This is a genomic window from Collinsella sp. 4_8_47FAA (assembly GCF_000763055.1).
In the GTDB taxonomy this organism is placed as follows: Bacteria; Actinomycetota; Coriobacteriia; order Coriobacteriales; family Coriobacteriaceae; genus Collinsella.
Genome location: NZ_KN214139.1, coordinates 30,241 through 53,691 on the forward strand (window position 1 = coordinate 30,241; position 23,451 = coordinate 53,691).

A 23,451-nucleotide genomic window follows, 5' to 3' on the forward strand; every position below is an offset into this window, starting at 1 on the left:
TCTGCAAAAACTGAGGGTTATTATGCACCCGCTTGGAAGAATCTGCAATTAGAAAACTGATTGAAACAAACCCATAACGTGAATGGAGCGCTCCACTTTATGGCAGCCATTACTGCTGCAACGACCTTAACAGTTTGATTTCAGCCGCATAACCTGCAAGTTCGTTCGGTGTCTCCAAGATGAATGGCAATGCGCGCAAGCGGCCATTCGATACAATATTCTGTATAACCTGCATACCGCCGCCAAACTCTTCACTACCCAGGTAGCCCTTGCCGATGCACTCGTGGCGATCCTTATGGGCGCCGCAAGGATTCTTGGAGTCATTGATGTGCACGGCGCGCAGGCGCTCGATACCCACCACGCGATCGAACTCGTCAAGCACACCGTCAAGATCGCGGACGATGTCATAGCCGGCGTCATTCACATGGCAGGTATCTAGGCAAACGCCCAACTTGGCCGACAGCTCGGGGCGCTTGTCGGCAACGCCCTCGATGATTAGCGCCAGCTCCTCAAAGCTGCGGCCCACCTCGGTGCCCTTGCCGGCCATGGTCTCGAGCAGCACCGTCGTCTGCTGGCCCTCAAACATCACCTGGCACAGCGTATCAACAATCATCTGAATGCCGGCGTCGGAGCCCTGCCCCACATGCGCACCGGGATGGAAGTTGTAGTAGTTGCCGGGCAGTGCTTCCATACGCTGCAGATCCTCGGCCATGGCCTCCAGGGCAAACTCGCGCGCCCGCTCCTTAGCGGAGCAGGGGTTATAGGTATACGGGGCATGAGCCACGAGCGGGCCAAAGTCGTTTTGCTCCATAAGCTCGCGCAGGGCCGCCACGTCATCCATGTCAAGGTCTTTTGCCTTGCCACCTCGCGGGTTGCGCGTAAAGAACGCAAAGGTATTGGCGCCAATGGACAACGCCGTCTCCCCCATCGCCCGATAGCCCTTCGTCGTCGAAAGATGACACCCGATCGTCAGCATCTCCAACTCCCCCTCATCAGTTGCGGAAAAATACGGTCTATTGGTGCCTTATTTTGGCGCAAACAGACCGTATTCCACCGCAAGTTATAAAAGGGGCATCAGGGGCAAAGGCCTCCAAGGCATTCCAGGCGCTGGCGCCATGCCCCCGCGCCCTAAAGTTTTAAGCGAATCGCATCGATGATGTGCGCACAGCGCTGCGTGGCGGCAAGGGGCATGACGGGACTCTCGAGTTTCCCCGCCCAGATGAGCTGGGTCGCATGCTGGATTTCGCCGTAGAAATCATCGATCTCAAACGGGGCATTTATTTCTAGCGTTCGACCGTCGGAATACTTCACATGGGCGAGCTCGGGGCGATGGAGACGCTCGATTTCCAACGAGCCCCGCTCACAGGCAATCGTTAAGCGGCTTTCATATGTTGCTTTGCCGTCGCACGCCATATGAATGGGTATACCGCCGACGCTCATATGGATCTCGTCGGCCCAATCGACGCGGCCGCTCGATACGTCACGCCAGCGAACTTCACGGGACGAAACCTCGCACGCGCCCGCGAGCAAATCCTCAAACCAACCGACCGCATAACAGCCCATGTCATATAGACAGCCGCCCTGCAACGGATCAAGCAGATAGCCCGAAGGAGGCTCGCCGTAATCGAGCTTTTGCACGCTTTCAATCGAGACAATACGGCCAAGCTCACCCGACGCAAGCAAGTCCTTCACGCGAGTGCGCATCGGGCAAAACCGATTCTTCATCGCCTCCATTAACAGCACGCCGCGCTCACGAGAGGTGGAGGCAATCGAGAGAGCCTCTTCCTCACTCAAAACGGCCGGCTTTTCGCACAGCACGGCCTTTCCGGCGCGCAGCGCGCGACAGGCCCAACGCGTATGCATGCCATGCGGAAGAGCCAAGTAGATTGCGTCGACATCGGGGTCGGCAATCAGCGCGTCATAAGCCGCATTGCCGTTATCGTCGACCGAGACATGGCCATGCGCAGCATCGATCGAAAACACTCGGCAAAATTCCTCGACATGTGCAGGAGTGCGGCCGGCCGCAGCCACCAGCCGTGCCCCGTCGACCTTCTTGAGCGACGATGCAAATCGATGAGAAATGTGCCCGGCGCCCAAAATGCCCCAACGAACCTCACGCGAATCATTACGTAAACCTCGGTCACCCACGATAGTCTCCCATTAGTTGCGGCGAAATAGTTCCTGCTGTTGCCCTATTCTGCCGTAAACAGGAACTATTCCATCACAAGATATAAAAGGATCATGAGGAGCGCGTTGTGCGGAAGGCTTTAAGCACAGCCGTTACGGGGCCAGGCTGGAAACGTCGGCGCACGTCATCGAGACGCTCGGGAATATCGATGTGCTGCGGGCAGTGACGTGCGCATTTACCGCACTTGACGCAATTGCTCACCAGCTTGGGCTCGCTCGTGCGCACCGCGCTCGCCGTAAAGTATTGAGACAGCCCCGTAAACCAGCTGTGCGCGTAGCTCGCGTTGTAAGCGGCAAAGCAGCCGGGAATGTTAATACCCTTGGGACATGGCATGCAGTAGCCGCATCCCGTGCAGGGCACACGGTTCGATTTCTCAAACTCCATCAACACGCGCGCAATCGTGTCGAGCTGGTTGGCCGTCATCGAATTCGGCAACGCGAGGTCTGCCAGTGACGAATTCTCGTCCACTTGCGCGGTATCGGTCATACCAGAAAGCAACATGGTCACCTGGGGATGATTCCACACCCACGAGAGCCCCCAAGCGGCAGGCGTATGCAAATGCCGATCGCATGCACCATCGAGAACAGCGCGCGCCCGCGGAGGCAATTTGCCTGCCAAGCGTCCGCCCAAAAGCGGCTCCATCACAAACACCGCGAGACCTCGCTCGGCGGCGGCCATGAGCCCCGCCGTTCCCGCCTGATATCGCTCTCCAGCGTAGTTGTACTGGATCTGGCAAAAGTCCCACACATACGCATCGAGCATCGTGAGGAAGTCCGCCGCACTGCCGTGGTACGAAAAACCGATCTGGCGAATGCGCCCCGAAGCCTTTTGGCGCGCAATCCAGTCCTCGATGCCCAACGCCACCACACGTTCCCACTGGGCGGGCGAGGTAATGTTGTGCATGAGGTAATAGTCGATATGGTCGGTCCGCAGGCGGCGCAATTGCTCATCGAAGAACCGGTCGAAATCCTCCGCACACTTGCACGAAGCATGCGGCAACTTGGTCGCCAGCAACACCCGGTCACGCAGCCCCAATCGTTCAAGCGAAGCGCCCATGCACGCCTCGTTGCCGGGATAGAGATAGGCCGTGTCCAGGTAGTTAATCCCCTGCTCCACCGCACGGGAGATGATAGCGTCGGCGGTCTTCGCATCGGGGTGTCCCGGCGCACCGGGAAACCTCATGCAGCCCAGACCCAGAGCGGATATTCGGTTACCACTTTTGGGGTCAACACGGTATTGCACGGCCCCTCCCTTCGCCATCAGCGCCCCGGCAAGGCGAAACACAATGGTCACGCAGCCGAAACATCGTGGAATCGCAATCGAGAACGTATCGTAACGCAGCAGAAATCGAGCCGTCACGGCACCGCTTTAACATCAGCAAAAAGCCCGATGAAAGGAGCCGGGCATGACCACGCGCATGTCTTTGCGGTCTGCCCTGCAGCGTAGCGTCCAGGCAAACGTTTCTTTTTTATAACAGCCGCCCCGCGCACCCACCAATCACCCTGGCAGCATACAATCCATCAGGCGCCCCTTACGCGGGCGCCTTTTACATGGGGAGATGATTCACATGCAGATCAACAAGGTCGCTTTTATCGGCAAGGGCGGCGTCGGCCTGCTCTATGGCAGCATGATTGCCAGGGCCCTCGGCAATGACGCCGTCGAATACGTTATGGATGACACCCGTTTTGAGCGTCACGCGGGCGATGCGCTCACTGTCAACGGCAAGCCCTGCGATCTCACGTCCGTCCGCGCCAGCGAGGCGACGCCCGCCGATCTGGTCATCCTGACAGTCAAGACCACCGGTCTCGACCAAGCACTCAAGACTATGGAGCGCGTCGTGGGACCCAACACGCTCATCGCCTCGCTATGCAACGGCATTACGAGCGAGCAAAAGATTGCCGAACGCTTTGGCTGGGAGCATACCGTTCTTGGTATCTGCCAGGGCATGGACGCCGTGTTCCTCAACGGCGCGCTCACCTTTACCAATGCGGGCGAGATCCGCTTTGGCGCGGCGGCCGGCACGGACCCCGCGACCGTCGCCGCTATCGACGAGCTCTATACGCGCTGCGGCATCGCCCATACCGTCGAGAGCGACATTGCGCACCGCATGTGGGCCAAACTCATGCTCAACGACGGCATCAACCAGACCTGCATGGCCTACGGCGGGACCTACGGAAGCGCCACGGAGCCGGGCTCCGAGCAGCGCCGCTGTTTTGTCTCCGCCATGCGCGAGACGCTTGCGGTCGCCAATGCCGAAGGCATCGAACTCACCGAGGCAGACCTGACGCAGATGGTGCACCTCATCGAGGGAATCGACCCCACCGGTATGCCCTCGATGGCGCAGGACCGCATCGCGCAACGAAAAACCGAAGTCGAGGAGTTCGCGGGCACCATTTGCCGCCTGGCCGTCAAACACGATATCCAAGTGCCGCAAAACGATTGGCTCTATCAGCGCATCCGCGATATCGAGAAAAGCTGGTAGCGCCCGGCTCACCACGTCAACAGGCTCAACAGCAAAGCCGCCACAAGGAGCACTCCCCTTACGGCGGCTTTCATCTTCATCTATAACCAGTAGTCGATGTCCCGACGGTTAGAGCTGCGACTCCGACGCCTGGTCCTCATCGTCGCGACAAAGGACTACACCCGCACTTCCCAGCAGTGCGGCCGCGACCAACGCACTGACCACGATAGAGGCAGCCCCACAAGACCCCTGCATGCCCGCAACGAGCGCGGCCGTAGGACCAAGGCAGCCAAGCACCAATGCGACGGCGGCAATGGCAATATCTCGAGCGTTCACAAGACCACTTCCTCCACGAGAAAGACCTTATTTCTCATGAACTAGTGTGCCCCGCGCCCATATGCGCGACGTACCGTCACGGTAAGGGCTCTGTTAGCTCAAACGCATACATAGAACGGGCGTCCTTACGTTGCCCTAAAGCTCGGTAAAGACGCCCATCCGCCAAATATCCGTGATGCAGAAAAATTACCAGCCAGTGTAGTAGTCGGTGGTTCCGGCTGCGCAGCCGGAGTCATAGACCTTGCACTCGCCCTTGGAACCGGTAAACGTGGAGCCCTGAGCTTTATCACCCGCGGCCACGACGTAGTAGCCATCGGAATCGCGCCAAAAGCCCTCGGAATCCTGCGTCCATTCGCCCGTGCGGTGGTGATACAACACGTTGCTGCTGTAATAAGTCTCGCGGCGGCCGTTATAGTTATTGACGCCGCTCGAGCGCGTCAGGCCCGAGCCGTTCGCGTAATACGCAGCAGACGCGTAAGACGAGCCGGAGCCGGCGTTGTAATACGAAGCCTGAACGGCCTCAGCGGCCTCGGCTTCGGCTGCGGCAGCCTCGAGCGCCTCGCGCTTGGCATCCTCAAGCGTGGAGCGAAGCTCGTCGAGCTCGGTCGACTTGGCGTCGACCTCCCCCATCGTCAACAGGCTACCCGCACCGTCGATGCAGCTCTGCAGCACAGCGCGCTCGTCATCGGTAACATAGTCGCCATACATATTCATAATAATCTGAGCGCGCATCTCCAGGGAATCGCGCTTTGCCCCCATCGAGGCGTTCCACTCCTGCATAGAGCCATAACCGTCGCCGCGGTAGTCGACGGGCTGCACCAGCGTCGCCTCGGACGGCGTAGATCCAACCGTATCGGATAGTGTTGCCGCGTGGGCATCAGTTGCGCCGGCGCCCGCCAAAAGTGCCACGGTCAGAGCGGCGGAAAGGGCGGCGGCTTTCGGTTTTCGTGAATCGATCCTCATGTAGCTGGAAACCTCCGTAGTGCGTTTTTTGCTGCGTTTGAGCTGCGTGTGATTCGATCGCGCTGCATAGTACCCCGAGCAAATCGCGACCTGCGGTTTTACTCAAAAGGCGCACGTCAATTGCGTAAAACTCACATCCTCTCAACAGGAGTTTTCCACATCTCGATTGCATAAAGCATGCCAAAAACCCTGTAACAGCGCCCTTCCTATGCAAAAAAGGCGCCTGTGCAACCATTGTTCGCACAGGCGCCTTGAGCAGGCATTTTATGCAGTTATACCTATCGAGTCGCAAGGGGTCCTTGCACAAGTCGCCTTACTCGTCCAGCGCGGCGAAGGCCTGCTTCAGATCCCAAATGATGTCCTCGGCGTTCTCGGTACCGATGGAAAGACGAATCGTGGAGGGCGTGATGTTCTGCTCAGCGAGCTCCTCGGCAGAGAGCTGGGAGTGCGTGGTGGTAGCCGGGTGCACGACGAGCGACTTGACGTCGGCCACGTTGGCGAGCAGCGAGAACACCTGCAGATGATCGATGAACTTCCAAGCTGCCTCCTGGCCACCCTTAATCTCAAAGGTAAAGATCGAGGCACCGCCGTTGGGGAAATACTGCTTGTAAAGCTCATGGTCGGGGTGCTCAGGCAGGCTCGGGTGGTTCACCTTGGCGACGTGGCTGTCACCAGCCAGGAACTCAACGACCTTCTTGGTGTTCTCGACATGACGGTCAACGCGCAGCGACAGGGTCTCGGTGCCCTGGAGCAAGACCCAGGCGTTGAACGGGCTGATGCAGGCGCCCTCGTCACGCAGCAGGATAGCGCGGACAAAGGTCGCGAAGGCGGCGGGACCGGCAGCCTCGGCAAACGAAACACCGTGGTAGGAGGGGTTGGGCTCAGCGATCTGGGCGTACTTTCCGCTCGCCTTCCAATCGAAGTTACCGCCGTCGACGATCACACCGCCCAGCGAGGTGCCGTGGCCGCCGATGAACTTGGTTGCGGAGTGGACGACGATGTTGGCACCATGCTCCAGCGGACGGAACAGATACGGGGTGCCGAAGGTGTTGTCGACGACAACCGGCAGACCGTGCTTCTTGGCGATCTCGGAGATGGCGTCGATGTTGGGGATGTCGGAGTTGGGGTTGCCGAGCGTCTCGAGATAGATGACCGTGGTGTTGTCCTTGATGGCACCCTCGACCTCTTCCAGGTTATGGGCATCGACAAACGTGGTCTCGACGCCAAACTGGGAGAGCGTATGCTCCAGCAGGTTGTAGGAGCCACCGTAAATGGTCTTCTGAGCCACCACGTGGTCACCGGCCTGGGCAAGAGCCTGCAGGGTATAGGTGATGGCAGCAGCACCGGAGGCGACGGCAAGGCCAGCAACGCCGCCCTCGAGTGCGGCGATACGATCCTCGAAGACGCCCTGGGTGGAGTTGGTCAGACGGCCGTAGATGTTACCGGCGTCTGCAAGACCAAAGCGGTCGGCGGCGTGCTGGGAGTTGCGGAACACATAGCTCGTGGTCTGGTAGATAGGCACGGCACGGGAGTCGGATGCAGGATCGGCGCTCTCCTGACCAACGTGCAGCTGCAGGGTATCGAAACCAAAGGTGTGCTCGGAGTTGTTGATGAACTGGCTCATGATGATCTCCTTGATCAAATAAAAGTAAATAAATAAGAGAGAAGTAAGTCGCTGTCTCCTGATCACGCCGACGGGCGCAAACAGGAGCCCGGCATTCGTCTTGGTAAGCAATTCATATGCGGGCCTCCTTTCGCATCCCGATTCCGTAGTTGGCTTAATTACCTACTGCCTTTGTGTGTTTTGAATAGTACGAGCATTGTTTCCCTCGGTCAATCACTTAAAAGCGCTAACATGTTATCTGTTTTATAGATAACAATCGAAAGGACGAGCGCCGATGACCCTCCAACAGCTTCGTTTTCTGATCGCCGTGGCAGAGTCCGGCTCAATCAACGCCGCAGCTCAGCGCCTCTATACTGCTCAGTCCAACATCTCAAACGCCGTCAAAAGCCTGGAGCAGGAACTTCATATCGAAATTTTTACGCGCTCTAGCCGCGGTGTTGCACTCACCAACGACGGCACCGAGCTTTTGGGTTATGCGCGCCAGGTCGTAGAGCAGGCCGACATGCTCGAGGCACGCTACGAGGACGGCGGCACCCCGCAAGCCCGCCTCGCCATTTCCGCCCAGCACTACGCCTTTTCGGTCGAGGCCTTTGTCAACGTGGTCGAGCGCTGCCGCGACAGCAAGTTCGAGTTCATCATGCGCGAGACCACCACATCGCAGATCATTGATGACGTCCGTGCGTTTCGCAGCGATATCGGCATTCTGTATCTGGATGACTTTAACGCCCGCGTTCTGCAGAAGGCCTTCGCCGATGCCCGTGCAAGCTTCCATCCCCTATTCGACGCGACGGTCCACGTCTTCGTTAGCGAGCGCCACCCGCTCGCACGCCGCCCTCAGCTGTCCCTTGCCGACCTCACGCCCTATACGCGCTACAGCTTTGAGCAGGGAACCTCAAACTCCTTCTATTACGCCGAGGAACCTTTTAGCTATATCCCTTGCGACCGCAACATACGAATCTCGGACCGCGGAACACTTACCAACTTACTTATCACGTCGAACGGTTACACCCTGTCGACCGGCGTCCTCTCCAATGAAATGCAATGGGGTATGGCATCGATCCCGTTAGCAGACGCCCCAACGATGCACGTAGGCTATATCATGCACGACGAGCGCAAGCCCTCTCCCCTCTTGCAGCAATACCTCGATGAGCTCAACCGCATCATCCATGCCAACTAACTGTCGGAAGACGGGGTAGAAATCATAGATTGCTAGCCCCCGGCGGGCATGGCGCTACAATGGTCACTCGCACGAAACGTACCCAACGAAAGGAACCATGTGAAGGTCATCATCTATACCGACGGCTCGGCCCGATCAAATCCGGGACGCGGCGGCTACGGCGCCGTGCTCAAATACACCAACCCCGCCGGCAAGACCTTTACCTCCGAGCTTTCGCGCGGTTACGCCAAGACCACCAACAACCGCATGGAGCTCATGGCGGTCATCGTAGCACTCGAGGCGCTCAACCGCCCCTGCGACGTCGAAGTCCATTCCGATTCGCAGTACGTCGTCAACGCCTTTAACAAACACTGGATCGACGGCTGGAAAAAGCGCGGATGGAAGACCGCCAACAAGCAGCCTGTCAAGAACCGCGATCTGTGGGAGCGTCTGCTCACCGCAAAGAGCAAGCACAAAGTGGAGTTCATCTGGGTTAAGGGCCACGCCGGCCATGAGCTCAACGAGCGCTGCGACGAGCTTGCCACCACGGCGGCCGACGGCAGCAACCTCGATATCGACGCCGGCTTTAACGAGAGCGACCTGTAACGGCGTTTTCGCACGCTATTTCCTGTCCCCTCGCGCTACACTCATCCTGTAAACCGAACGGCACGAGGGGGATACATGCTGCGTATAGCGACCATCGGCACATCCATGATTACCGACGACTTTATCCAGGTCGTCAACGCCAGCGACCAAGCTGCGTTTGTGGGCACGCTCTCGCGCGATGCAGATCGCGGCGCCGCCTTCACCGCTAAGCATGGTGGCGAGCGTAACTTCACCGCGCTTGACGAGCTTGCGTCCGCTGCCGACGTCGACGCCGTCTACATCGGCAGCCCCAATGCGCTCCACTGCGAGCAGGCGCTCGCCTGTATCGCCGGCGGCAAGCACGTCATCGTCGAGAAGCCCTTCTGCGCCACCGAAGCGCAGGCGCTGGAAGTCTTCCGCGCTGCCGAGGCAGCAGGTGTCGTAGCCCTCGAGGCCATGCGCCCCCTCCATGACCCCGCTTTCCACGCCATCGAGGACGCCCTGGGTGAGATCGCCCCCATCCGCCGCGCCTCATTGCGCTTTGGCAAATATTCTTCGCGCTACAACGAAATTCTCGCGGGACGCACCACCAATATCTTCGACTGCAATATGGCATCGGGCTCCCTCATGGACATTGGCGTCTACACCGTCGAGCCCATGGTCGAGATTTTCGGCATGCCCTCCGGCCTTACGAGCATGGCTACTCTGCTCGACCCCACCACGCGACAGCTCACGCACGGCCCCATCGATGGCTGCGGTTCCATCCTCGCCAGCTACGGCGGTGGCCGTATCTCCGTCGAGCTCGCGCACTCCAAAATTACGAATGACCTACTGCCCTCGCAGATCGAAGGCGAGCGTGGCACTATCCAGATTGACCATCTGTCCACGCCCCGCAACGTCCGCATCGACTATCGCGGCGACGTCGTACACGGCTCGGCGACCGAGGCGCCGCGCGAACAGAGCGACAACGGCCGCGTGCTCGACCTGCCCAGATCAAGCAACACCATGGAATACGAACTCGCAGACTTTATCACCGCCATCGGCGGCATCGATAACGTCAAGGAAGAGATTTGGGAGACCCCGGCGGGACGTCACGAGCTTGGCCACTACCGCGATGTCACGCTCGTCTCACTGCGCATCATGGATGCCGTGCGTCAGCAGGCCGGCATAACCTTCCCGGCCGACGCAGACAAGCAGGCATAGCGATGGGCCTCTTCGATACGTTCTTCTCCAGCGTCACCGGCGGCAGTCGAGAGCCTCAAAAACCGTCAAACGTCGAGCTCGAGCTGCGCCGCAGGCTTACTGTGCTCGCAAGCGACGAGGCCACTCAAGGCGCCCCGCAGCGCTATTTCCTGCGGTGGGAGGGGCAGGTCCAGGGCGTCGGCTTCCGCTTCACCAACACCAACCTCGCGCAGGCACGCGCACTCACCGGCTGGGTACGTAACATGGAAGACGGTTCAGTCGAGATGGAGATACAGGGAGCTCCGGCAAATATCCTATCTCATCTCGAGGCGCTTCATGCCTCCTACGAGCGCATGGGAACGCGTTTTCGCCTCGTAGACGCTCAGGCCCGAGCCCCACTTGCCAATGAAGACGGTTTCAGTCCTCATTATTAGTATTGTGTGCTAAATACGGTATCATTTACCTACGACCGTTGATAGAAAAGAGGCGAGGCGCATGGCGGTGCAAAGAAGGAATACCAGGCAGCGAAAGCTGGTTCTTGACGCCGTGCGCCAAAGCTATAACCATCCCACCGCCGACGAAATCTACAACGCCGTGCGCGCGCAGGATGACAAAATCAGCCGCGGTACGGTCTACCGCAATCTCAATCTCTTGGCCGACGCCGGCGAGATCCTCTCCATCAAGACGCCGGGCGGCAGCCGCTTCGATCGCACGATCGAGCCGCATGCGCATATCATCTGCACCTCGTGCAGCCGCGTCATCGACGTACCGCTCCCCTTCGATGCCCAGCTCGACGCCAAAGCGTCCGAGCAAATCGGCTGGCACGTCACGTCGCACTACACCATCTTCGAGGGTCTCTGCCCCGACTGCCGGTAGATGTTCGGGACATGCCTTAAAATCCACCTTTCCGCGCTTTGCAGCAAACAGTACATTTCTAGGCATGTCCCGAAAACCTACTCGGCGAGCAGGCGGTGCAGTTCTTCTTCGACCGTGTGCACGTAACGGACGCGATCGTTGATACCGCGCATGGTGGGGTTGCAGCTCTCCATCAGATAGGGATGGCCCACGACGTTGAGCATGTCGCGATCGTTCTCATTGTCGCCAAATGCCATCATCTCATCGGGCGAAATCCCCAGGATACGACCGTAATCGACAAGCGCGGAGCCCTTGCCCGAACCGAAACCGATAAGGTCCGTCCATGCGGTTCCTGACGTCATCACATCGACACGGTCGCCAAAGAGGCGCTCGAAATACTCCCGGGCCGCCGGATAATCCACCTCGGGCGTCTGGAAGCCAATCTTAATGACATCCTCGTCGATGTCCTCGGGACGGTCGACCACCGCCACATCGCAGTGGACCACATAGCGCAAATGGTCGACGAACGCATCGTTGCCGCTCATGGTGTAGATGTGCCCCTCACACGAAAGGGTCATGTCGGTATGGGGATACGCAACCACGGTATTCGCGATAACCATAGCAAGGCTACGCTCCATGGAACGCTTGACGACGGCACGCCCCTCGCTCATCACCAGGGTTCCGTTTTCGCATACATAGGCGAGCTCATCGGCCACCGGGGCAAACAGGTAGCGCAAGCTCGCATATTGACGGCCACTCGCCGGCATAAACACGATACCACGACGATGCAGCTCATCGATAAGCTCAAAGGCCTCGGAACGCAGCTCGCGCTCCCCCGGATGCAGCAACGTGCCGTCCAAATCGCATGCAATCAGTTTGATTCCCTCAAGACCCATATGCTTCCCCCAAAGCCTCATATCAACAGCAAGACGGACCTTGATCGGTCGCCCCTCAAAGCCCGTCTTGCGCATACGCGCGCTTAGCCGCGCGCCTTTTTTACGATGGTAAAGTCGGGAGCCATGCTCACGACGACCTCCGCCGCACTCGACGCAAAGCGCCGGTCCGCATCGAGTTCACGGGTAACCAGCGAGAGCCGAACACCCTCGACACCCCGGAGCATGCGGCCCAAAACAGGCTGCACCGGCGTATACATGCGCACAGTATGCTCGTCCGAGTCGCCCCGGAAGAGCGGCGCATGCATGTTGCCGATCTCCCAGCACGAATGCGCGAGCGCAATCGGGTCCATGCGGTCAACTTCGACCAAATAAACCTCGGCGCTGCGCAAGCGCACGACAACCGCCACGGGCACCATGCCCGAACGGTCAATGGCGAGCACGTCGCCGTCGGCAAGACGACCGCCGTCGGCAGTATCCAGCCGAACATCGACCGTGCGCCCCAGCTCCGTCACGCCCACAAACGCGTATACATCAGCCTGGTCCCAATCGAGCAGCAGATCGTCAACTTCAAAGACGCCGCCCAACTTCCGGCGAAGCAGGAGTTCATAGGACGGATCGTTGAGATTTCCCAAGCATGTCGTCGAAACCAAGCGTTCAGGCATACTCTAACCCTCGACCTCGACGAGCTCGATATCAAAGTTGAGGTCCTTACCGGCCAGCTCGTGGTTGGCGTCGAGCGTCACGGCCTCGGGCGTTACATCGATGACCACGGCGGGGACGGGCATACCGCTCGGCGTGGACAAGAAGAGCTTCATGCCCTTCTCAATCTGCTCGATGTTGGGAACCTGTTCGGCCGGGAAGGTCAGAACCATCTCGGGATTGTGCTCGCCGTAGGCATCGGCAGCAGGAATGTGCACGGTCTTCTTCTCACCCACCTGCATGTCGACAACAGCGGCGTCGAAGCCCTTGATCATCTGGCCGGCGCCGCAGGTGAACTCCAGCGGCTCACCGCGATCGTAGGAGCTATCGAACTGCGTGCCGTCGTCGAGCGTGCCGCGATAATGAGTCTTGACCTTCTTGCCCTGGTTGGACATGGAAACCTCCGTGATAAGGGCGGCGCACAACACGGGCCGCCATGAACATATGGCGTTAACTATACCCTAGTCATACAATTTGAAGACAGTTTGCAAAGAAACGCTGCAACCGGAGGAACCATGGCATATCCCGTATTTGACCTACACTGCGACACCGCCGACCGCATCGGCTGGGCCACGCTCGATCTCGACCTGCGCTTTACCGCCGGCACCGACGGTTATTTCCCCGGCGACGAAACGCATCCGCAAGATTTCGACCTCATCGAGGGTAACGCCTGTGCCATCTCGCTCGCAAAGATCGGCAACACGCCGTGGGCACAGTGCTTCGCCACGTTTGTCCCCGACGAGATTCCCACCGCCCACGCCGCGCGCTTCCAGGCGCAGATCATGGCGCATATGAGCGGCCAGGCAATGCTCAACCACGACCGTATGGTCAACGTGCGCAGCGCCGCAGACATTCGCCCCGCGCTCAAGGACGGCAAGGTCGCTTGCATCCACACCATCGAAAACGCCACGTTCTTTGCCGAGGACCCCGCGCTGATCGAAGTGCTCAAGAGCTTGGGCGTGCTTATGTCGTCACTCAGCTGGAATGCGCAGGGGCCGCTCGCGAGCGGCCACGACACCCACGCCGGCCTCACCGGCGCCGGCATCGAGGCACTTACGCAGATGGAGCACGCCGGCATGGTACTCGACGTCTCCCACCTCAACGATGAGTGCTTTGACGAGGTTGTCGCCCACGCCACGCGTCCCTTCGTCGCCAGCCACTCCAACTCCCGTGCGGTTTGCGGCGTCAAACGCAACCTTACCGACGACCAGTTCCGCACCATTCGCGACATGGGCGGTATCGTCGGCCTCAACTACTGCAGCGAGTTCCTTTCCAACGACGCAACCGACAAGACCGCCGCAGACGTCACCTTCGACCAGCTAGCGGCACATATCGAGCACTGGCTCGACCTGGGCGGCGAGGACGTCATCGCACTCGGCGGCGACTGGGACGGTGCCACGGTGCCCGCTTTCCTCTCCGATGCCAGCAAGATGCCCGAGTTCCAGAACATGCTTTCCAAGCATTTTGGCAAGACCGTGATGCAAAAGCTCTGCAGCGACAACGCGCTTGCCTTCTTTGAGCGTTATTAATTTCACATTCCTTGAGCAGGTCGGCATGCCGAACGGTTGACATGCCGGCCCGTCCCCAATCTGAAGGACCGCTTTTGACGCAGCAGTTTACGATTTCCGTATCCCGACCGGATGGGACGCCCATCCCCGTCGTCGTTACCAAAAAGCGCGTCAAGAACTTCAACCTACGCGTCACATCGAGCGGTGAGGTCCACGCCAGCGCACCGCTCGGCGCCAGTCGCGAGCGCATCGAAGCGTTTGTGAAGCGCAACAGCGCCTGGATTATCAGCCGGCTTGCCCAGCGCGAGCAACGTCAGGCGACGGCACGAGAGCCGCTCAGCCCCTCGTCCATCATTGCGCTTTGGGGCAAGCCCATCACGGTACAGGACGCACTCGATCACAACTTTGCATCACCCGCACCGCGGCCCAAGCAGGCCACCTTCGCAAGTTTTATGGGTGCCGACGAGCCAGACGAACGTCCGCAGGCCAAGTGGAATGCGACCCTCGACGGCTTAACGCCCAGTGAGATCCAAGCCCATATTGACCAGCTCTATACGTCCGAAGTCACATCGGCGCTGCGTGATATGGTGCACGCATACGAAATCGCAATGGGTGTCGCCGTTTCCCGCGTTTCCGTGCGCAGCATGAAAACGCGCTGGGGATCATGCACGCCCAAAACCGGCGCCATTCGCATCGCACGAGAACTTGCCGCCTACCCCGTCGAGTGCCTTGACATGGTTGTCGCCCACGAGCTCGTCCACCTGCTCGAGCCGAGCCACAATCATCGGTTTCACGCGCTGCTCGACACGTACTGCCCCAACAACAGGGCTCTGTCGCAGCGGCTCAAGCAGCCACCCATAGAGACGTATTAGAACCGGTTAGCGCACACGCTCGATCTCGACGCCACAGCTTGCCAAGGGCAGGCCAACAGGCGCCCACGGCTTATCGAGCTTGATGCGCACACCAAGCAGCGAGGGATAACGGCGCAGCAGCATCTGGGCCGTACCTTCAGCTGCCGCCTCGATGAGCTTAAACGTATGCTCGCGCAGATAGCCATCGACATCGTGGCACACCGAGCCGTAGTCAATCGAGGCGTCCAAGTTATCGTGCTCTCCCGCTGCACGCAGGTCAGCATAGAGTACCAAGGACACGATGAATTTCTGGCCCAGCGCGTTCTCTTCGGGATACACGCCGTGGTTAGCAAAAACCTCAAGACCTTCAACGGTGATGCGGTCGGCATGGCGCAGATCGTCATAGTTCACGTGGGGCACCGCCGTTGCGGTGGATATTTCGCCCCTTCCACGGCGGGCGAGCTCGGCGACTTCAGTCTTGGTTGCATTCTCGGGCAGTTTCTTGTTGCTCATCGCGATCGTCTCCTTCGTTTAGAACCCCGACCGCGTAAACTAACTACACGCGAATCGACAGGTTCTTTTTATCATCGCTCCAGTTGCAAGCATTGCGCGCGGGGCATGCAAAGCAGGCGCGCGACGCTTTGTCGGCTGCATAGAGCAGGCGCTCGAGCGGTTGGCTGTTCACGCGCAGCTTTCGATGGCCCAGAATGGCCGTCTTAATGGCTGCGGCATCGGCCGGCTCAAACGCTACGTCATCGGGCATACCGCCGAGAATTGCATCAGCGACGCGTTCGCTTGCAACATCATGGGATATACCCGATTCATACTGTTCATCTTTGCCGATATCGTGAAGAAGTGCCGTGGCGTAGATGACCTCGCGGTCAAATTCGAGCTGTTCCTCGAGATTCTTGATCCACATAATGCGAGCGACATCCAGCAGGTGGTCAATACCGTGGCGGCAGAAGATGCGCCCCGATTCCAACTGTGCAATGTTGCCCAGGTGCCGCCGGAACAGACCGTTGGCACAGATGTAATCAATGCGAGGCATGGCATCAAAGGGGGCCAGGCCCGAAGCCATGAAGCCGCGACGCGGCGTCCCCCCATCGGTCTTCGATGTAAAGTCATTGACGACCCTCATGCTAACGGCCCAGCATCCTAAAGAACCGCTCCTCGAGCGACGGATCGGTCTCAAAGACGCCGCGGCGAGCGAGCGTCACGGTCTTGGTGCCAGGCTTTTGCACGCCGCGCATGGTCATGCACATATGCTCAGCCTCCATGAGCACAATCGCTCCCTGGGGAGCGAGATACTCCAGGAGGGCATCGGCAACCTGTGCGCACAGCTGCTCCTGCAGCTGCAGACGACGGGCGTAGACCTCAACCGTGCGGGCAAGCTTAGAGAGCCCTGCGACACGGCCGTTGGGGATATAACCAATGGCGGCCTTGCCATAAAACGGCAGCAGATGATGTTCGCACAGCGAGTAGAACGTGATGTCGCGCTCGATAACCAAATCGTTCGAAGCGACGGCAAAGGTTTTGGACAGGTGCTCCTCGGCACTCTGGTCCATACCGCCGGCGATCTCACCATACATACGGGCAACGCGCGCCGGGGTCTCCAGCAGGCCCTCACGAGTTGGGTCCTCGCCTATGCCCTCAAGCAACAGCTTAATGGCGGCCTCGACTTTTTCCTGATCGATCATCTGGGCCTCACTTTTCCGATTTTGCGTTCGCGCTATGGTACCACGCCCTTTGGCATCGGCCACAAGCTACATAGTATGGGTCGAATAGACTGGATCGTCCCGCCAAAGTTCAACCGCATCACAAAGCGCAACACCCTCGCGCTCAGCACGGTCGCGCGTAGCGTTCATATCGATCACACGCTGGTTACTCGAGCCTCTAAAACGCAATGAGATATCGTACAGATCCTGAACAAACGGGCCGTCCACCAACATGTCGAGGCGGGCCAGGATACGGTTCGTCACCTCGGTATGATGACGGCCACCCGGCATAAGCTCCTCGAGCACGTCGCCGGTAAAGCACCAAATGGTCTTGCCCGACCCCGCGGGATAGGCCGCACGCACGCGTTCGATAAAGTCAACAAGCCCCACCTGATTCTCGGGCTCCATAGGCTCGCCGCCCAGAATCGTCAGACCATCGATAAAGGGGTGGTCGAGGCTCTCGATAATCTTGTCCTCGACGGCACGATCGAACGGCTCACCCGCAGCAAAGTCCCACGCGACAGAGTTAAAGCAATTCTTGCACCCACGACGGCACCCGCTCACAAACAGAGAAGTACGAACGCCTTCCCCATCAGCAATGTCGAAATACTTAATGTTCGCGTAGTTCATAGGTAACTCTCCCGGGAGGTCGGGACATATCATCCCGTCCTCAAACATTCTCGGCCTTCGGCCTGCGAAACTGCGGGCGGGACGATATGTCCCGACCTCATGCAAAGGGTAACTCAATGAACGAAGCGAACATCGAGTATAGGGTTCGAGGTCCAATAAAAACTTTGTTGCAGCTCAACCGCCATTGCAAATCAATCGCTGCTGCAGCTCGAATTATTTCCGCTAAAAACTTCGAGGAGTGAGCAGACCGCGAGCTGCATCTCAGCTACGTCAACTTGGCCGCCCCGTAGCGAGGCCCCGGACCTTTGCTCGATATGAGTTCCGCACGAACAGGAGGCGCCAGTGGCGCCTCCGTCGTGAGCCAGGACTGTCCGAAATAGCGAGTAAAGGTCCGGGGCCTCGCTACGGGGCGGCCTGGGATGGTTATTAGAGATGCAGCACGCGGTCGCGGATCTCCTCGGTTCGACCCTGGTTCCAGAACTGGGTACCGATGTAGCCGCACGTACGACGGGCGACGTTCATCTTCTCCTGGTCACGATTGCCACAGTTGGGGCACTCCCACACCAGCTTGCCGTCATCCTCGACAATCTTGATCTCACCGTCGTAGCCGCACACCTGGCAGTAATCGCTCTTGGTGTTGAGCTCGGCGTACATGATGTTGTCGTAGATGTACTGCATCACGCGGATGACAGCCTTGAGGTTGTCCTGCATGTTGGGAACCTCGACGTAGGAGATGGCACCGCCCGGCGAAAGCTGCTGGAACATACCCTCGAATTTGAGCTTGTCGAATGCGTCGATCTCCTCGGACACGTGGACGTGGTAGCTGTTGGTGATGTAGCCCTTGTCCGTCACGCCCGGGATGATGCCAAAACGACGCTGCAGGCACTTGGCGAACTTGTAGGTCGTCGACTCAAGCGGGGTACCGTACAGCGAGAAGTCAATATCGCTTTCGGCCTTCCACTCCGCGCACTTGTCGTTCATGCGCTGCATGACGGCCATGGCAAAGGGCGTGCCCTCCTTCTCGGTGTGGCTGTGGCCCGTCATGTACTTGACGCACTCATACAGGCCGGCATAACCCAGACTAATGGTGGAGTAACCGCCCACGAGCAGCTTGTCGATCGTCTCGCCCTTCTTCAGGCGGGCGAGGGCACCGTACTGCCAAAGAATCGGCGCGGCATCCGAAAGCGTACCCATCAGACGCTCATGACGGCACAGCAGGGCGCGGTGGCATAGCTCAAGGCGCTCGTCGAAGATCTTCCAGAACTTGTCCATGTCCTGATGCGAGCTCAGCGCGACATCAGGCAGGTTAATGGTCACAACGCCCTGGTTAAAGCGGCCATAGTACTTGGGCTTGTTTGGGTCATAGTTCAGCGCGTTGGCCACGTTGTTAAATCCGTTACCGGAGCGGTCGGGCGTCAGGAAGCTGCGGCAGCCCATGCAGGTATAGCAGTCGCCGTTGCCCGCGGTCTCGCCCTTCGACAGCTTGAGCTCGCGCATCTTCTTCTCGGAGATGTAGTCGGGCACCATGCGCTTGGCGGTGCACTTAGCGGCCAGCTGGGTCAGGTAGAAGTACGGGGAATTCTCGTGAACGTTATCGTCCTCGAGCACATAGATGAGCTTGGGGAATGCCGGGGTAATCCATACGCCGGCCTCGTTCTTAACGCCCTCGTAGCGCTGGCGAAGCGTCTCCTCCACGATCATGGCAAGGTCGTGCTTCTCCTGAGGCGTACGGGCCTCGTTAAGATACATAAAGACCGTCACGAACGGCGCCTGGCCGTTGGTGGTCATAAGAGTTACGACCTGATACTGAATCGTCTGAACGCCGCGACGGATCTCGTCACGCAGGCGGTCCTCAACAACCTCGCGGACCTTTTCGGGAGATGCGGAAACGCCGAGCTCCTCGAGCTCGCGGGCGACCTCGCCGCGAATCTTCTGACGGCTCACCTCAACAAACGGAGCAAGATGGGTCAGCGAAATCGACTGGCCGCCGTACTGGGAGGAAGCAACCTGAGCGATAATCTGCGTCGCGATGTTGCAGGCGGTCGAGAAGCTGTGCGGCTTCTCGATCAGCGTGCCCGAGATAACGGTGCCGTTCTGGAGCATGTCCTCCAGGTTCACCAGGTCGCAGTTGTGCATGTGCTGAGCAAAGTAATCCGAATCATGGAAGTGGATCAGGCCCTCATTATGGGCGTCCACGATCTCCTGGGGCAGCAGCACGCGCTGGGTCAGGTCCTTGGAAATCTCGCCGGCCATATAGTCGCGCTGAACGGAGTTGACGGTCGGGTTCTTGTTGGAGTTCTCCTGCTTGACCTCTTCGTTATTGCACTCAATCAACGACAGGATCTTGTCATCGGTCGTGTTCTTCTGGCGCTTCAGGCTCTGAACATAGCGATAGATGATGTAGTGGCGGGCAACCTCGTAGCAGTCGAGACGCATGATCTCGTCCTCGACCAAATCCTGGATCTCCTCGACCGAAACGGTGTGGCCCGCGTTCTCGCATGCCTCGGCGACGTTTTGCGCCGCATAAACCACCTGGCGGTCGGTTAGACGAGAGCTCTCCTCGACCTCCAAGTTGGCGGCGCGGATGGCATTGACGATCTTATCGATGTCAAAGACAACCTCGGTGCCGCTGCGCTTGATGATCTTCATCCTCTTGCCTCTTTCGCGTCGTAGCCTCATTGCGCTTCAGAGCCAAACGATGCCCGGCAGGGCTTGCCCCTGTCTTGCGGCGCCGTCGCGCAATCTGTGTTCTCGATAAACCATAAGCCTCCATGCGGACATTCCCTAGAGCCAATCAAGCGGCTCAAGGACACGTTCGAAAGAGGCAGTTAAGGTCTTCGTTCTCTGTCCGCCATCTATCATACGACAAAGACACATCTATATCCTGTATTCTTTTTTTAGTTCAAACACAACATATAGTGTTTCAGCAGGTCAAAGCAATTGGTCATTTTCCAGACGCATTAATTATGAGGGGTTCTTGGCAAGTCGGTAAAACGTTACCAACACGGCTACCTGCATGGCAGTTATAAAACCCCCTTAGTCAAGCCGCTGACAAATCCTACCAAAACCAAGCCGCTCACGCCAAAAGAATCCAAAAGATTATGCTTGACCAACATGTTGCGGTCACGATCGGCCAGGACGTATGCAATCTGCCGGCACCTCTACGGGATGCGAAGACCATCGCGTACAGACCTTGGATCAATATTTGGTGGCTTATTTGGCGGCGTGCTTGGTGGCAAAACAAAACAGCCCAGAGGACATAGCCTCTGAGCTGCGAACATTTGGTGGGCGTTAGAAGATTTGAACTTCTGACCTCTTCCGTGTCAGGGAAGCGCTCTCCCCCTGAGCTAAACGCCCAAATGGAGCGGACAACGGGGCTCGAACCCGCGACCCCAACCTTGGCAAGGTTGTGCTCTACCAACTGAGCCATGTCCGCTTACGGGGATTAATCTTACGTGATGCCCGCATCCTATGCAAGAACTTTTTTTGAAAAGTTTTGCAACGCCCTCGCGAACCTCGCGAAGACATCAGCCGCCACGGAAGGTGTAGGCAAACGCAAACTCGCCGCAAGAGGCCCTTACATCTCACCGAGCATGATCCAGGCAGAGCTGTCCTGCGCGAGCCTGCCGTCTGCAAGCGGTGATGAGGTGAGCAGGACCCTGCCCGCCGGCAACTCCACGGGTGCTGCACCGAAGTTCGTCACACACGCCCAGCCGTTGTCGCGGCGATAGGCGATGACGCCGCCCTCGGCGCCCTCGGCGCCATCCGCAAGACCGGTGCGCCCGTCAAGATCGAGCCACGCAAGATCGTTGGCGCACCCGCGCAGCTTGCGCCGCAGCCAGAGGGCGTCACGATAGAGCGCAAGCATCGATGTCGGGTCCGCTTCTTCCCTATCGACAGCGTAATCGGAAAACCATGCAGGTTGCGGCAGATGGGGCGCCGCATCGGCGTCCGCCGGCGAAAACCCAAACGATCCGCCCTGCGCGGGATCGTCCGCCGCCACCCACGGCAGGGGCACACGACAGCCGTCGCGCCCCTTCTCACGCTTCGGTCCGTGCGTATTGGTTGCAGTGGGATCTTCGAGTGCATCCCACGGAATATCAGCCACCTCAAAAAGGCCGAGCTCCTCACCCTGATACACGTATGCCGAGCCCGGAAGCGCCAGCTCAAGCAAAAGGGCCGCCCGCGCGCGGCGCTCGCCGAGTTCACGGTCCTCATCATAAGACGACCCGTCGCGCAAGAGCCAGTCGAGCGCAATCTGGTGGTAGCGCGTCGCCTTGATTTGCGGCAGGGCATAGCGTGTCGCCACGCGCGGCACGTCGTGGTTGGAGAGTACCCAGGTCGAGGCGGAATCGGATTCGACGGCTGCCTTCAAGCCCTTCTCGATTGCAGTGTGCATGTCATCATAGGTCCAAGTGGCCTTGGCAAACTCAAAGTTGAATGTCTGGCCAAGCTCGCTGGGACGCGCGTAGAGATACTGGCGCTCGGGCAGCACCCACGCCTCGGCAACGGCGCTGCGTGGCGGATTATAGCGGTCGAACACGCGGCGCCACTCTCGATAGATCTCGTGGACCTCGTTGCGGTCCCACAGCGGATGGGTGCCGTCGTCAACCATGTCATCGCCCTCGGCGAGATGCCACCGGTCGAGGTCATCGCGGTCGAGATCCTTGGCGAGACCCTGCGCCACATCAATGCGAAAGCCGTCGACGCCTCGATCGCTCCAAAACGCCAGGACGTCGCAAAAGAGCGCGTGAACCTCAGGGCATGACCAGTCAAAGTCCGGCTGCTCGGGCGTAAACATGTGCAGATACCACTGACCGTCCGCAACACGCGTCCATGCGGGGCCGCCAAAGTTGGCATTCCAATTGGTGGGAGGCAGCTCGCCATGCTCGCCGCGACCATCGCGGAAGATATAACGGGCGCGCTCGGGCGATCCGGGGCCGGCGGCAAGAGCGGCTTTGAACCAGGGGTGCTGGCTGGATGAATGGTTGGGCACGATGTCGACGATGACCTTGATGCCGCGCGCGTGAGCCGCAGCGATCATATCATCGAAGTCGTCAAGCGAGCCGAGACGTGGATCGACATCGCAGTAGTCCGCCACATCATAGCCACCATCGACAAGAGGCGATGGGTAAAACGGGCTCAGCCAGATGGCCTCGATACCCAGCCGCTCAAGATAGTCCATCTGCTGGGTAATGCCCGCGATATCGCCCAGACCCGAACCAGTCGAATCCTTAAACGAGCGCGGGTAGATCTGATAGATCGCGGCATCGGACATCCATGAGCGCGAAGAAGACTTTTCTGTAGCCACGGGGCGTATCTCCCTTGCAACGAGGTTATGCGAGATGCCCACGATGATACGCCCAAAGCGCACATTCGCAGCAAACAACGCCACAGCCACGCCCCAAAACGCTCGCTCCCTCTCGGGTTCGAGCCCATGCGATGGATACAAAAAAGCCCGGCTACCGTAGTAGCCGGGTTGTTGCGTTTGGAGCGGACAACGGGGCTCGAACCCGCGACCCCAACCTTGGCAAGGTTGTGCTCTACCAACTGAGCCATGTCCGCATATGTAAAACAAAACGGGCGCCGGAGCGCCCGGATGTTGCCTGGAGGCGAAGCCCGGATTCGAACCGGGGGTAAAGGCTTTGCAGGCCTCTGCCTTACCACTTGGCCACTTCGCCGAAAAAGGACCGCCTAAACGGTCCGGAAATGCAATGGAGCGGACAACGGGGCTCGAACCCGCGACCCCAACCTTGGCAAGGTTGTGCTCTACCAACTGAGCCATGTCCGCTTGCGGGTTAT

General features: G+C 58.9%; 23 protein-coding genes and 5 tRNA genes. 8 read left to right on the forward strand and 20 right to left on the reverse strand.

The annotated features are described in order from the left end of the window. Positions 1 to 109 precede the first annotated feature (109 nt). The 3 genes from HMPREF9463_RS09680 to HMPREF9463_RS09690 form a co-directional block, all read right to left on the reverse strand. The gene (locus HMPREF9463_RS09680) at positions 110 to 976 is read right to left on the reverse strand and encodes a deoxyribonuclease IV (RefSeq protein WP_035138868.1); all 867 of its coding nucleotides are present in this window, start codon (positions 974 to 976) and stop codon (positions 110 to 112) included. A gap of 152 nt (positions 977 to 1,128) precedes the next feature. Next, a complete protein-coding gene (locus HMPREF9463_RS09685) occupies positions 1,129 to 2,148 on the reverse strand; it encodes a Gfo/Idh/MocA family protein (RefSeq protein WP_052044231.1) in 1,020 nt (339 codons plus the stop codon). Positions 2,149 to 2,239: 91 nt separating this feature from the next. Beyond that, entirely contained in the window at positions 2,240 to 3,430 is a 1,191-nt protein-coding gene (locus HMPREF9463_RS09690) for an aldo/keto reductase (RefSeq protein ID WP_035138911.1), read from the reverse strand. Between the two features lie 325 nt (positions 3,431 to 3,755). Between HMPREF9463_RS09690 and HMPREF9463_RS09695 the strand changes: the two genes are divergently transcribed. After that, a complete protein-coding gene (locus tag HMPREF9463_RS09695) occupies positions 3,756 to 4,670 on the forward strand; it encodes a ketopantoate reductase family protein (protein ID WP_035138869.1) in 915 nt (304 codons plus the stop codon). Positions 4,671 to 4,778: 108 nt separating this feature from the next. On the opposite strand, the gene HMPREF9463_RS09700 is transcribed toward HMPREF9463_RS09695, so the two are convergent. The 3 genes from HMPREF9463_RS09700 to HMPREF9463_RS09710 all read right to left on the reverse strand — a co-directional run bounded on the left by HMPREF9463_RS09700 (position 4,779) and on the right by HMPREF9463_RS09710 (position 7,572). Then, positions 4,779 to 4,985 (reverse strand): hypothetical protein, encoded by a 207-nt coding sequence (locus HMPREF9463_RS09700; protein WP_035138870.1) that lies wholly within the window; start codon positions 4,983 to 4,985, stop codon positions 4,779 to 4,781. Positions 4,986 to 5,171: 186 nt separating this feature from the next. After that, positions 5,172 to 5,948 carry a hypothetical protein gene (locus tag HMPREF9463_RS10560; protein WP_052044232.1) on the reverse strand — a complete coding sequence of 259 codons (777 nt, stop codon included), beginning with the start codon at positions 5,946 to 5,948 and terminating at the stop codon, positions 5,172 to 5,174. A gap of 313 nt (positions 5,949 to 6,261) precedes the next feature. Continuing rightward, a complete protein-coding gene (locus tag HMPREF9463_RS09710; RefSeq protein WP_035138914.1) occupies positions 6,262 to 7,572 on the reverse strand; it encodes an O-acetylhomoserine aminocarboxypropyltransferase/cysteine synthase family protein in 1,311 nt (436 codons plus the stop codon). Positions 7,573 to 7,846: 274 nt separating this feature from the next. Here HMPREF9463_RS09710 and HMPREF9463_RS09715 point away from each other — a divergent pair, with 274 nt between their 5' ends. The 5 genes from HMPREF9463_RS09715 to HMPREF9463_RS09735 all read left to right on the forward strand — a co-directional run bounded on the left by HMPREF9463_RS09715 (position 7,847) and on the right by HMPREF9463_RS09735 (position 11,371). Then, positions 7,847 to 8,749, forward strand: a complete 903-nt coding sequence (locus HMPREF9463_RS09715) for a LysR family transcriptional regulator (RefSeq protein ID WP_035138871.1) — start codon at positions 7,847 to 7,849, stop codon at positions 8,747 to 8,749. 48 nt (positions 8,750 to 8,797) lie between these two features. Further along, positions 8,798 to 9,334, forward strand: a complete 537-nt coding sequence (gene rnhA / locus HMPREF9463_RS09720) for a ribonuclease HI (protein WP_084591882.1) — start codon at positions 8,798 to 8,800, stop codon at positions 9,332 to 9,334. Between the two features lie 75 nt (positions 9,335 to 9,409). Further along, the gene (locus HMPREF9463_RS09725) at positions 9,410 to 10,516 is read left to right on the forward strand and encodes a Gfo/Idh/MocA family protein (RefSeq protein ID WP_035138873.1); all 1,107 of its coding nucleotides are present in this window, start codon (positions 9,410 to 9,412) and stop codon (positions 10,514 to 10,516) included. A gap of 2 nt (positions 10,517 to 10,518) precedes the next feature. Continuing rightward, complete coding sequence (locus tag HMPREF9463_RS10565) at positions 10,519 to 10,929, forward strand: acylphosphatase (RefSeq protein ID WP_052044233.1); 411 nt, start codon at positions 10,519 to 10,521, stop codon at positions 10,927 to 10,929. A 61-nt stretch (positions 10,930 to 10,990) separates the two neighbouring features. Next, positions 10,991 to 11,371 (forward strand): Fur family transcriptional regulator, encoded by a 381-nt coding sequence (locus tag HMPREF9463_RS09735; RefSeq protein WP_192919574.1) that lies wholly within the window; start codon positions 10,991 to 10,993, stop codon positions 11,369 to 11,371. A 77-nt stretch (positions 11,372 to 11,448) separates the two neighbouring features. Here HMPREF9463_RS09735 and HMPREF9463_RS09740 read toward each other — a convergent pair whose 3' ends face one another. The 3 genes from HMPREF9463_RS09740 to HMPREF9463_RS09750 all read right to left on the reverse strand — a co-directional run bounded on the left by HMPREF9463_RS09740 (position 11,449) and on the right by HMPREF9463_RS09750 (position 13,340). Beyond that, a complete protein-coding gene (locus HMPREF9463_RS09740) occupies positions 11,449 to 12,246 on the reverse strand; it encodes an HAD-IIB family hydrolase (protein ID WP_198019974.1) in 798 nt (265 codons plus the stop codon). An 83-nt stretch (positions 12,247 to 12,329) separates the two neighbouring features. Further along, complete coding sequence (locus tag HMPREF9463_RS10570) at positions 12,330 to 12,908, reverse strand: urease accessory protein UreE (protein WP_052044235.1); 579 nt, start codon at positions 12,906 to 12,908, stop codon at positions 12,330 to 12,332. Between the two features lie 3 nt (positions 12,909 to 12,911). After that, on the reverse strand, positions 12,912 to 13,340 hold the full coding sequence (locus tag HMPREF9463_RS09750) for an FKBP-type peptidyl-prolyl cis-trans isomerase (RefSeq protein WP_035138874.1): 429 nt from the start codon (positions 13,338 to 13,340) through the stop codon (positions 12,912 to 12,914). A 120-nt stretch (positions 13,341 to 13,460) separates the two neighbouring features. On the opposite strand from HMPREF9463_RS09750, the gene HMPREF9463_RS09755 reads away from it, so the two are divergent. Further along, positions 13,461 to 14,474, forward strand: a complete 1,014-nt coding sequence (locus tag HMPREF9463_RS09755; RefSeq protein ID WP_035138875.1) for a dipeptidase — start codon at positions 13,461 to 13,463, stop codon at positions 14,472 to 14,474. 74 nt (positions 14,475 to 14,548) lie between these two features. Beyond that, entirely contained in the window at positions 14,549 to 15,325 is a 777-nt protein-coding gene (locus tag HMPREF9463_RS09760; RefSeq protein WP_232219799.1) for a M48 family metallopeptidase, read from the forward strand. A gap of 6 nt (positions 15,326 to 15,331) precedes the next feature. Here the strand turns inward: HMPREF9463_RS09760 and folB are convergent, their stop codons facing one another. The 11 genes from folB to HMPREF9463_RS09815 form a co-directional block, all read right to left on the reverse strand. Beyond that, complete coding sequence (gene folB, locus HMPREF9463_RS09765) at positions 15,332 to 15,817, reverse strand: dihydroneopterin aldolase (protein WP_035138876.1); 486 nt, start codon at positions 15,815 to 15,817, stop codon at positions 15,332 to 15,334. Positions 15,818 to 15,860: 43 nt separating this feature from the next. Next, entirely contained in the window at positions 15,861 to 16,442 is a 582-nt protein-coding gene (locus HMPREF9463_RS09770; protein WP_172676340.1) for an HD domain-containing protein, read from the reverse strand. 1 nt (position 16,443) lies between these two features. Continuing rightward, entirely contained in the window at positions 16,444 to 17,001 is a 558-nt protein-coding gene (gene folE / locus HMPREF9463_RS09775; protein ID WP_035138877.1) for a GTP cyclohydrolase I FolE, read from the reverse strand. A gap of 66 nt (positions 17,002 to 17,067) precedes the next feature. Beyond that, on the reverse strand, positions 17,068 to 17,649 hold the full coding sequence (gene nrdG, locus HMPREF9463_RS09780) for an anaerobic ribonucleoside-triphosphate reductase activating protein (RefSeq protein ID WP_035138878.1): 582 nt from the start codon (positions 17,647 to 17,649) through the stop codon (positions 17,068 to 17,070). Between the two features lie 426 nt (positions 17,650 to 18,075). Continuing rightward, positions 18,076 to 20,298, reverse strand: a complete 2,223-nt coding sequence (gene nrdD / locus HMPREF9463_RS09785) for an anaerobic ribonucleoside-triphosphate reductase (protein ID WP_022094397.1) — start codon at positions 20,296 to 20,298, stop codon at positions 18,076 to 18,078. 633 nt (positions 20,299 to 20,931) lie between these two features. Next, positions 20,932 to 21,006: transfer RNA gene (locus HMPREF9463_RS09790), tRNA-Val, on the reverse strand. A gap of 3 nt (positions 21,007 to 21,009) precedes the next feature. Continuing rightward, positions 21,010 to 21,085, reverse strand: a tRNA-Gly gene (locus tag HMPREF9463_RS09795). 141 nt (positions 21,086 to 21,226) lie between these two features. Next, entirely contained in the window at positions 21,227 to 22,960 is a 1,734-nt protein-coding gene (locus HMPREF9463_RS09800; protein WP_148334235.1) for a glycoside hydrolase family 13 protein, read from the reverse strand. Positions 22,961 to 23,138: 178 nt separating this feature from the next. Next, positions 23,139 to 23,214, reverse strand: a tRNA-Gly gene (locus HMPREF9463_RS09805). A gap of 42 nt (positions 23,215 to 23,256) precedes the next feature. Next, positions 23,257 to 23,330: transfer RNA gene (locus tag HMPREF9463_RS09810), tRNA-Cys, on the reverse strand. A 34-nt stretch (positions 23,331 to 23,364) separates the two neighbouring features. Next, a tRNA-Gly gene (locus HMPREF9463_RS09815) sits at positions 23,365 to 23,440 on the reverse strand. Positions 23,441 to 23,451: the final 11 nt, after the last annotated feature.

What these genes read in the sequence shown, in the direction of transcription:
- HMPREF9463_RS09680 (WP_035138868.1), bottom strand. Translation starts at nt 976, where the DNA reads ATGCTGACGATCGGGTGTCATCTTTCGACGACGAAGGGCTATCGGGCG.
- HMPREF9463_RS09695 (WP_035138869.1), top strand. Translation starts at nt 3,756, where the DNA reads ATGCAGATCAACAAGGTCGCTTTTATCGGCAAGGGCGGCGTCGGCCTG.
- HMPREF9463_RS10560 (WP_052044232.1), bottom strand. Translation starts at nt 5,948, where the DNA reads ATGAGGATCGATTCACGAAAACCGAAAGCCGCCGCCCTTTCCGCCGCT.
- HMPREF9463_RS09710 (WP_035138914.1), bottom strand. Translation starts at nt 7,572, where the DNA reads ATGAGCCAGTTCATCAACAACTCCGAGCACACCTTTGGTTTCGATACC.
- HMPREF9463_RS09715 (WP_035138871.1), top strand. Translation starts at nt 7,847, where the DNA reads ATGACCCTCCAACAGCTTCGTTTTCTGATCGCCGTGGCAGAGTCCGGC.
- rnhA (WP_084591882.1), top strand. Translation starts at nt 8,798, where the DNA reads ATGGCGCTACAATGGTCACTCGCACGAAACGTACCCAACGAAAGGAAC.
- HMPREF9463_RS09725 (WP_035138873.1), top strand. Translation starts at nt 9,410, where the DNA reads ATGCTGCGTATAGCGACCATCGGCACATCCATGATTACCGACGACTTT.
- HMPREF9463_RS10565 (WP_052044233.1), top strand. Translation starts at nt 10,519, where the DNA reads ATGGGCCTCTTCGATACGTTCTTCTCCAGCGTCACCGGCGGCAGTCGA.
- HMPREF9463_RS09735 (WP_192919574.1), top strand. Translation starts at nt 10,991, where the DNA reads ATGGCGGTGCAAAGAAGGAATACCAGGCAGCGAAAGCTGGTTCTTGAC.
- HMPREF9463_RS09740 (WP_198019974.1), bottom strand. Translation starts at nt 12,246, where the DNA reads ATGGGTCTTGAGGGAATCAAACTGATTGCATGCGATTTGGACGGCACG.
- HMPREF9463_RS10570 (WP_052044235.1), bottom strand. Translation starts at nt 12,908, where the DNA reads ATGCCTGAACGCTTGGTTTCGACGACATGCTTGGGAAATCTCAACGAT.
- HMPREF9463_RS09750 (WP_035138874.1), bottom strand. Translation starts at nt 13,340, where the DNA reads ATGTCCAACCAGGGCAAGAAGGTCAAGACTCATTATCGCGGCACGCTC.
- HMPREF9463_RS09755 (WP_035138875.1), top strand. Translation starts at nt 13,461, where the DNA reads ATGGCATATCCCGTATTTGACCTACACTGCGACACCGCCGACCGCATC.
- folB (WP_035138876.1), bottom strand. Translation starts at nt 15,817, where the DNA reads ATGAGCAACAAGAAACTGCCCGAGAATGCAACCAAGACTGAAGTCGCC.
- HMPREF9463_RS09770 (WP_172676340.1), bottom strand. Translation starts at nt 16,442, where the DNA reads ATGAGGGTCGTCAATGACTTTACATCGAAGACCGATGGGGGGACGCCG.
- folE (WP_035138877.1), bottom strand. Translation starts at nt 17,001, where the DNA reads ATGATCGATCAGGAAAAAGTCGAGGCCGCCATTAAGCTGTTGCTTGAG.
- nrdG (WP_035138878.1), bottom strand. Translation starts at nt 17,649, where the DNA reads ATGAACTACGCGAACATTAAGTATTTCGACATTGCTGATGGGGAAGGC.
- nrdD (WP_022094397.1), bottom strand. Translation starts at nt 20,298, where the DNA reads ATGAAGATCATCAAGCGCAGCGGCACCGAGGTTGTCTTTGACATCGAT.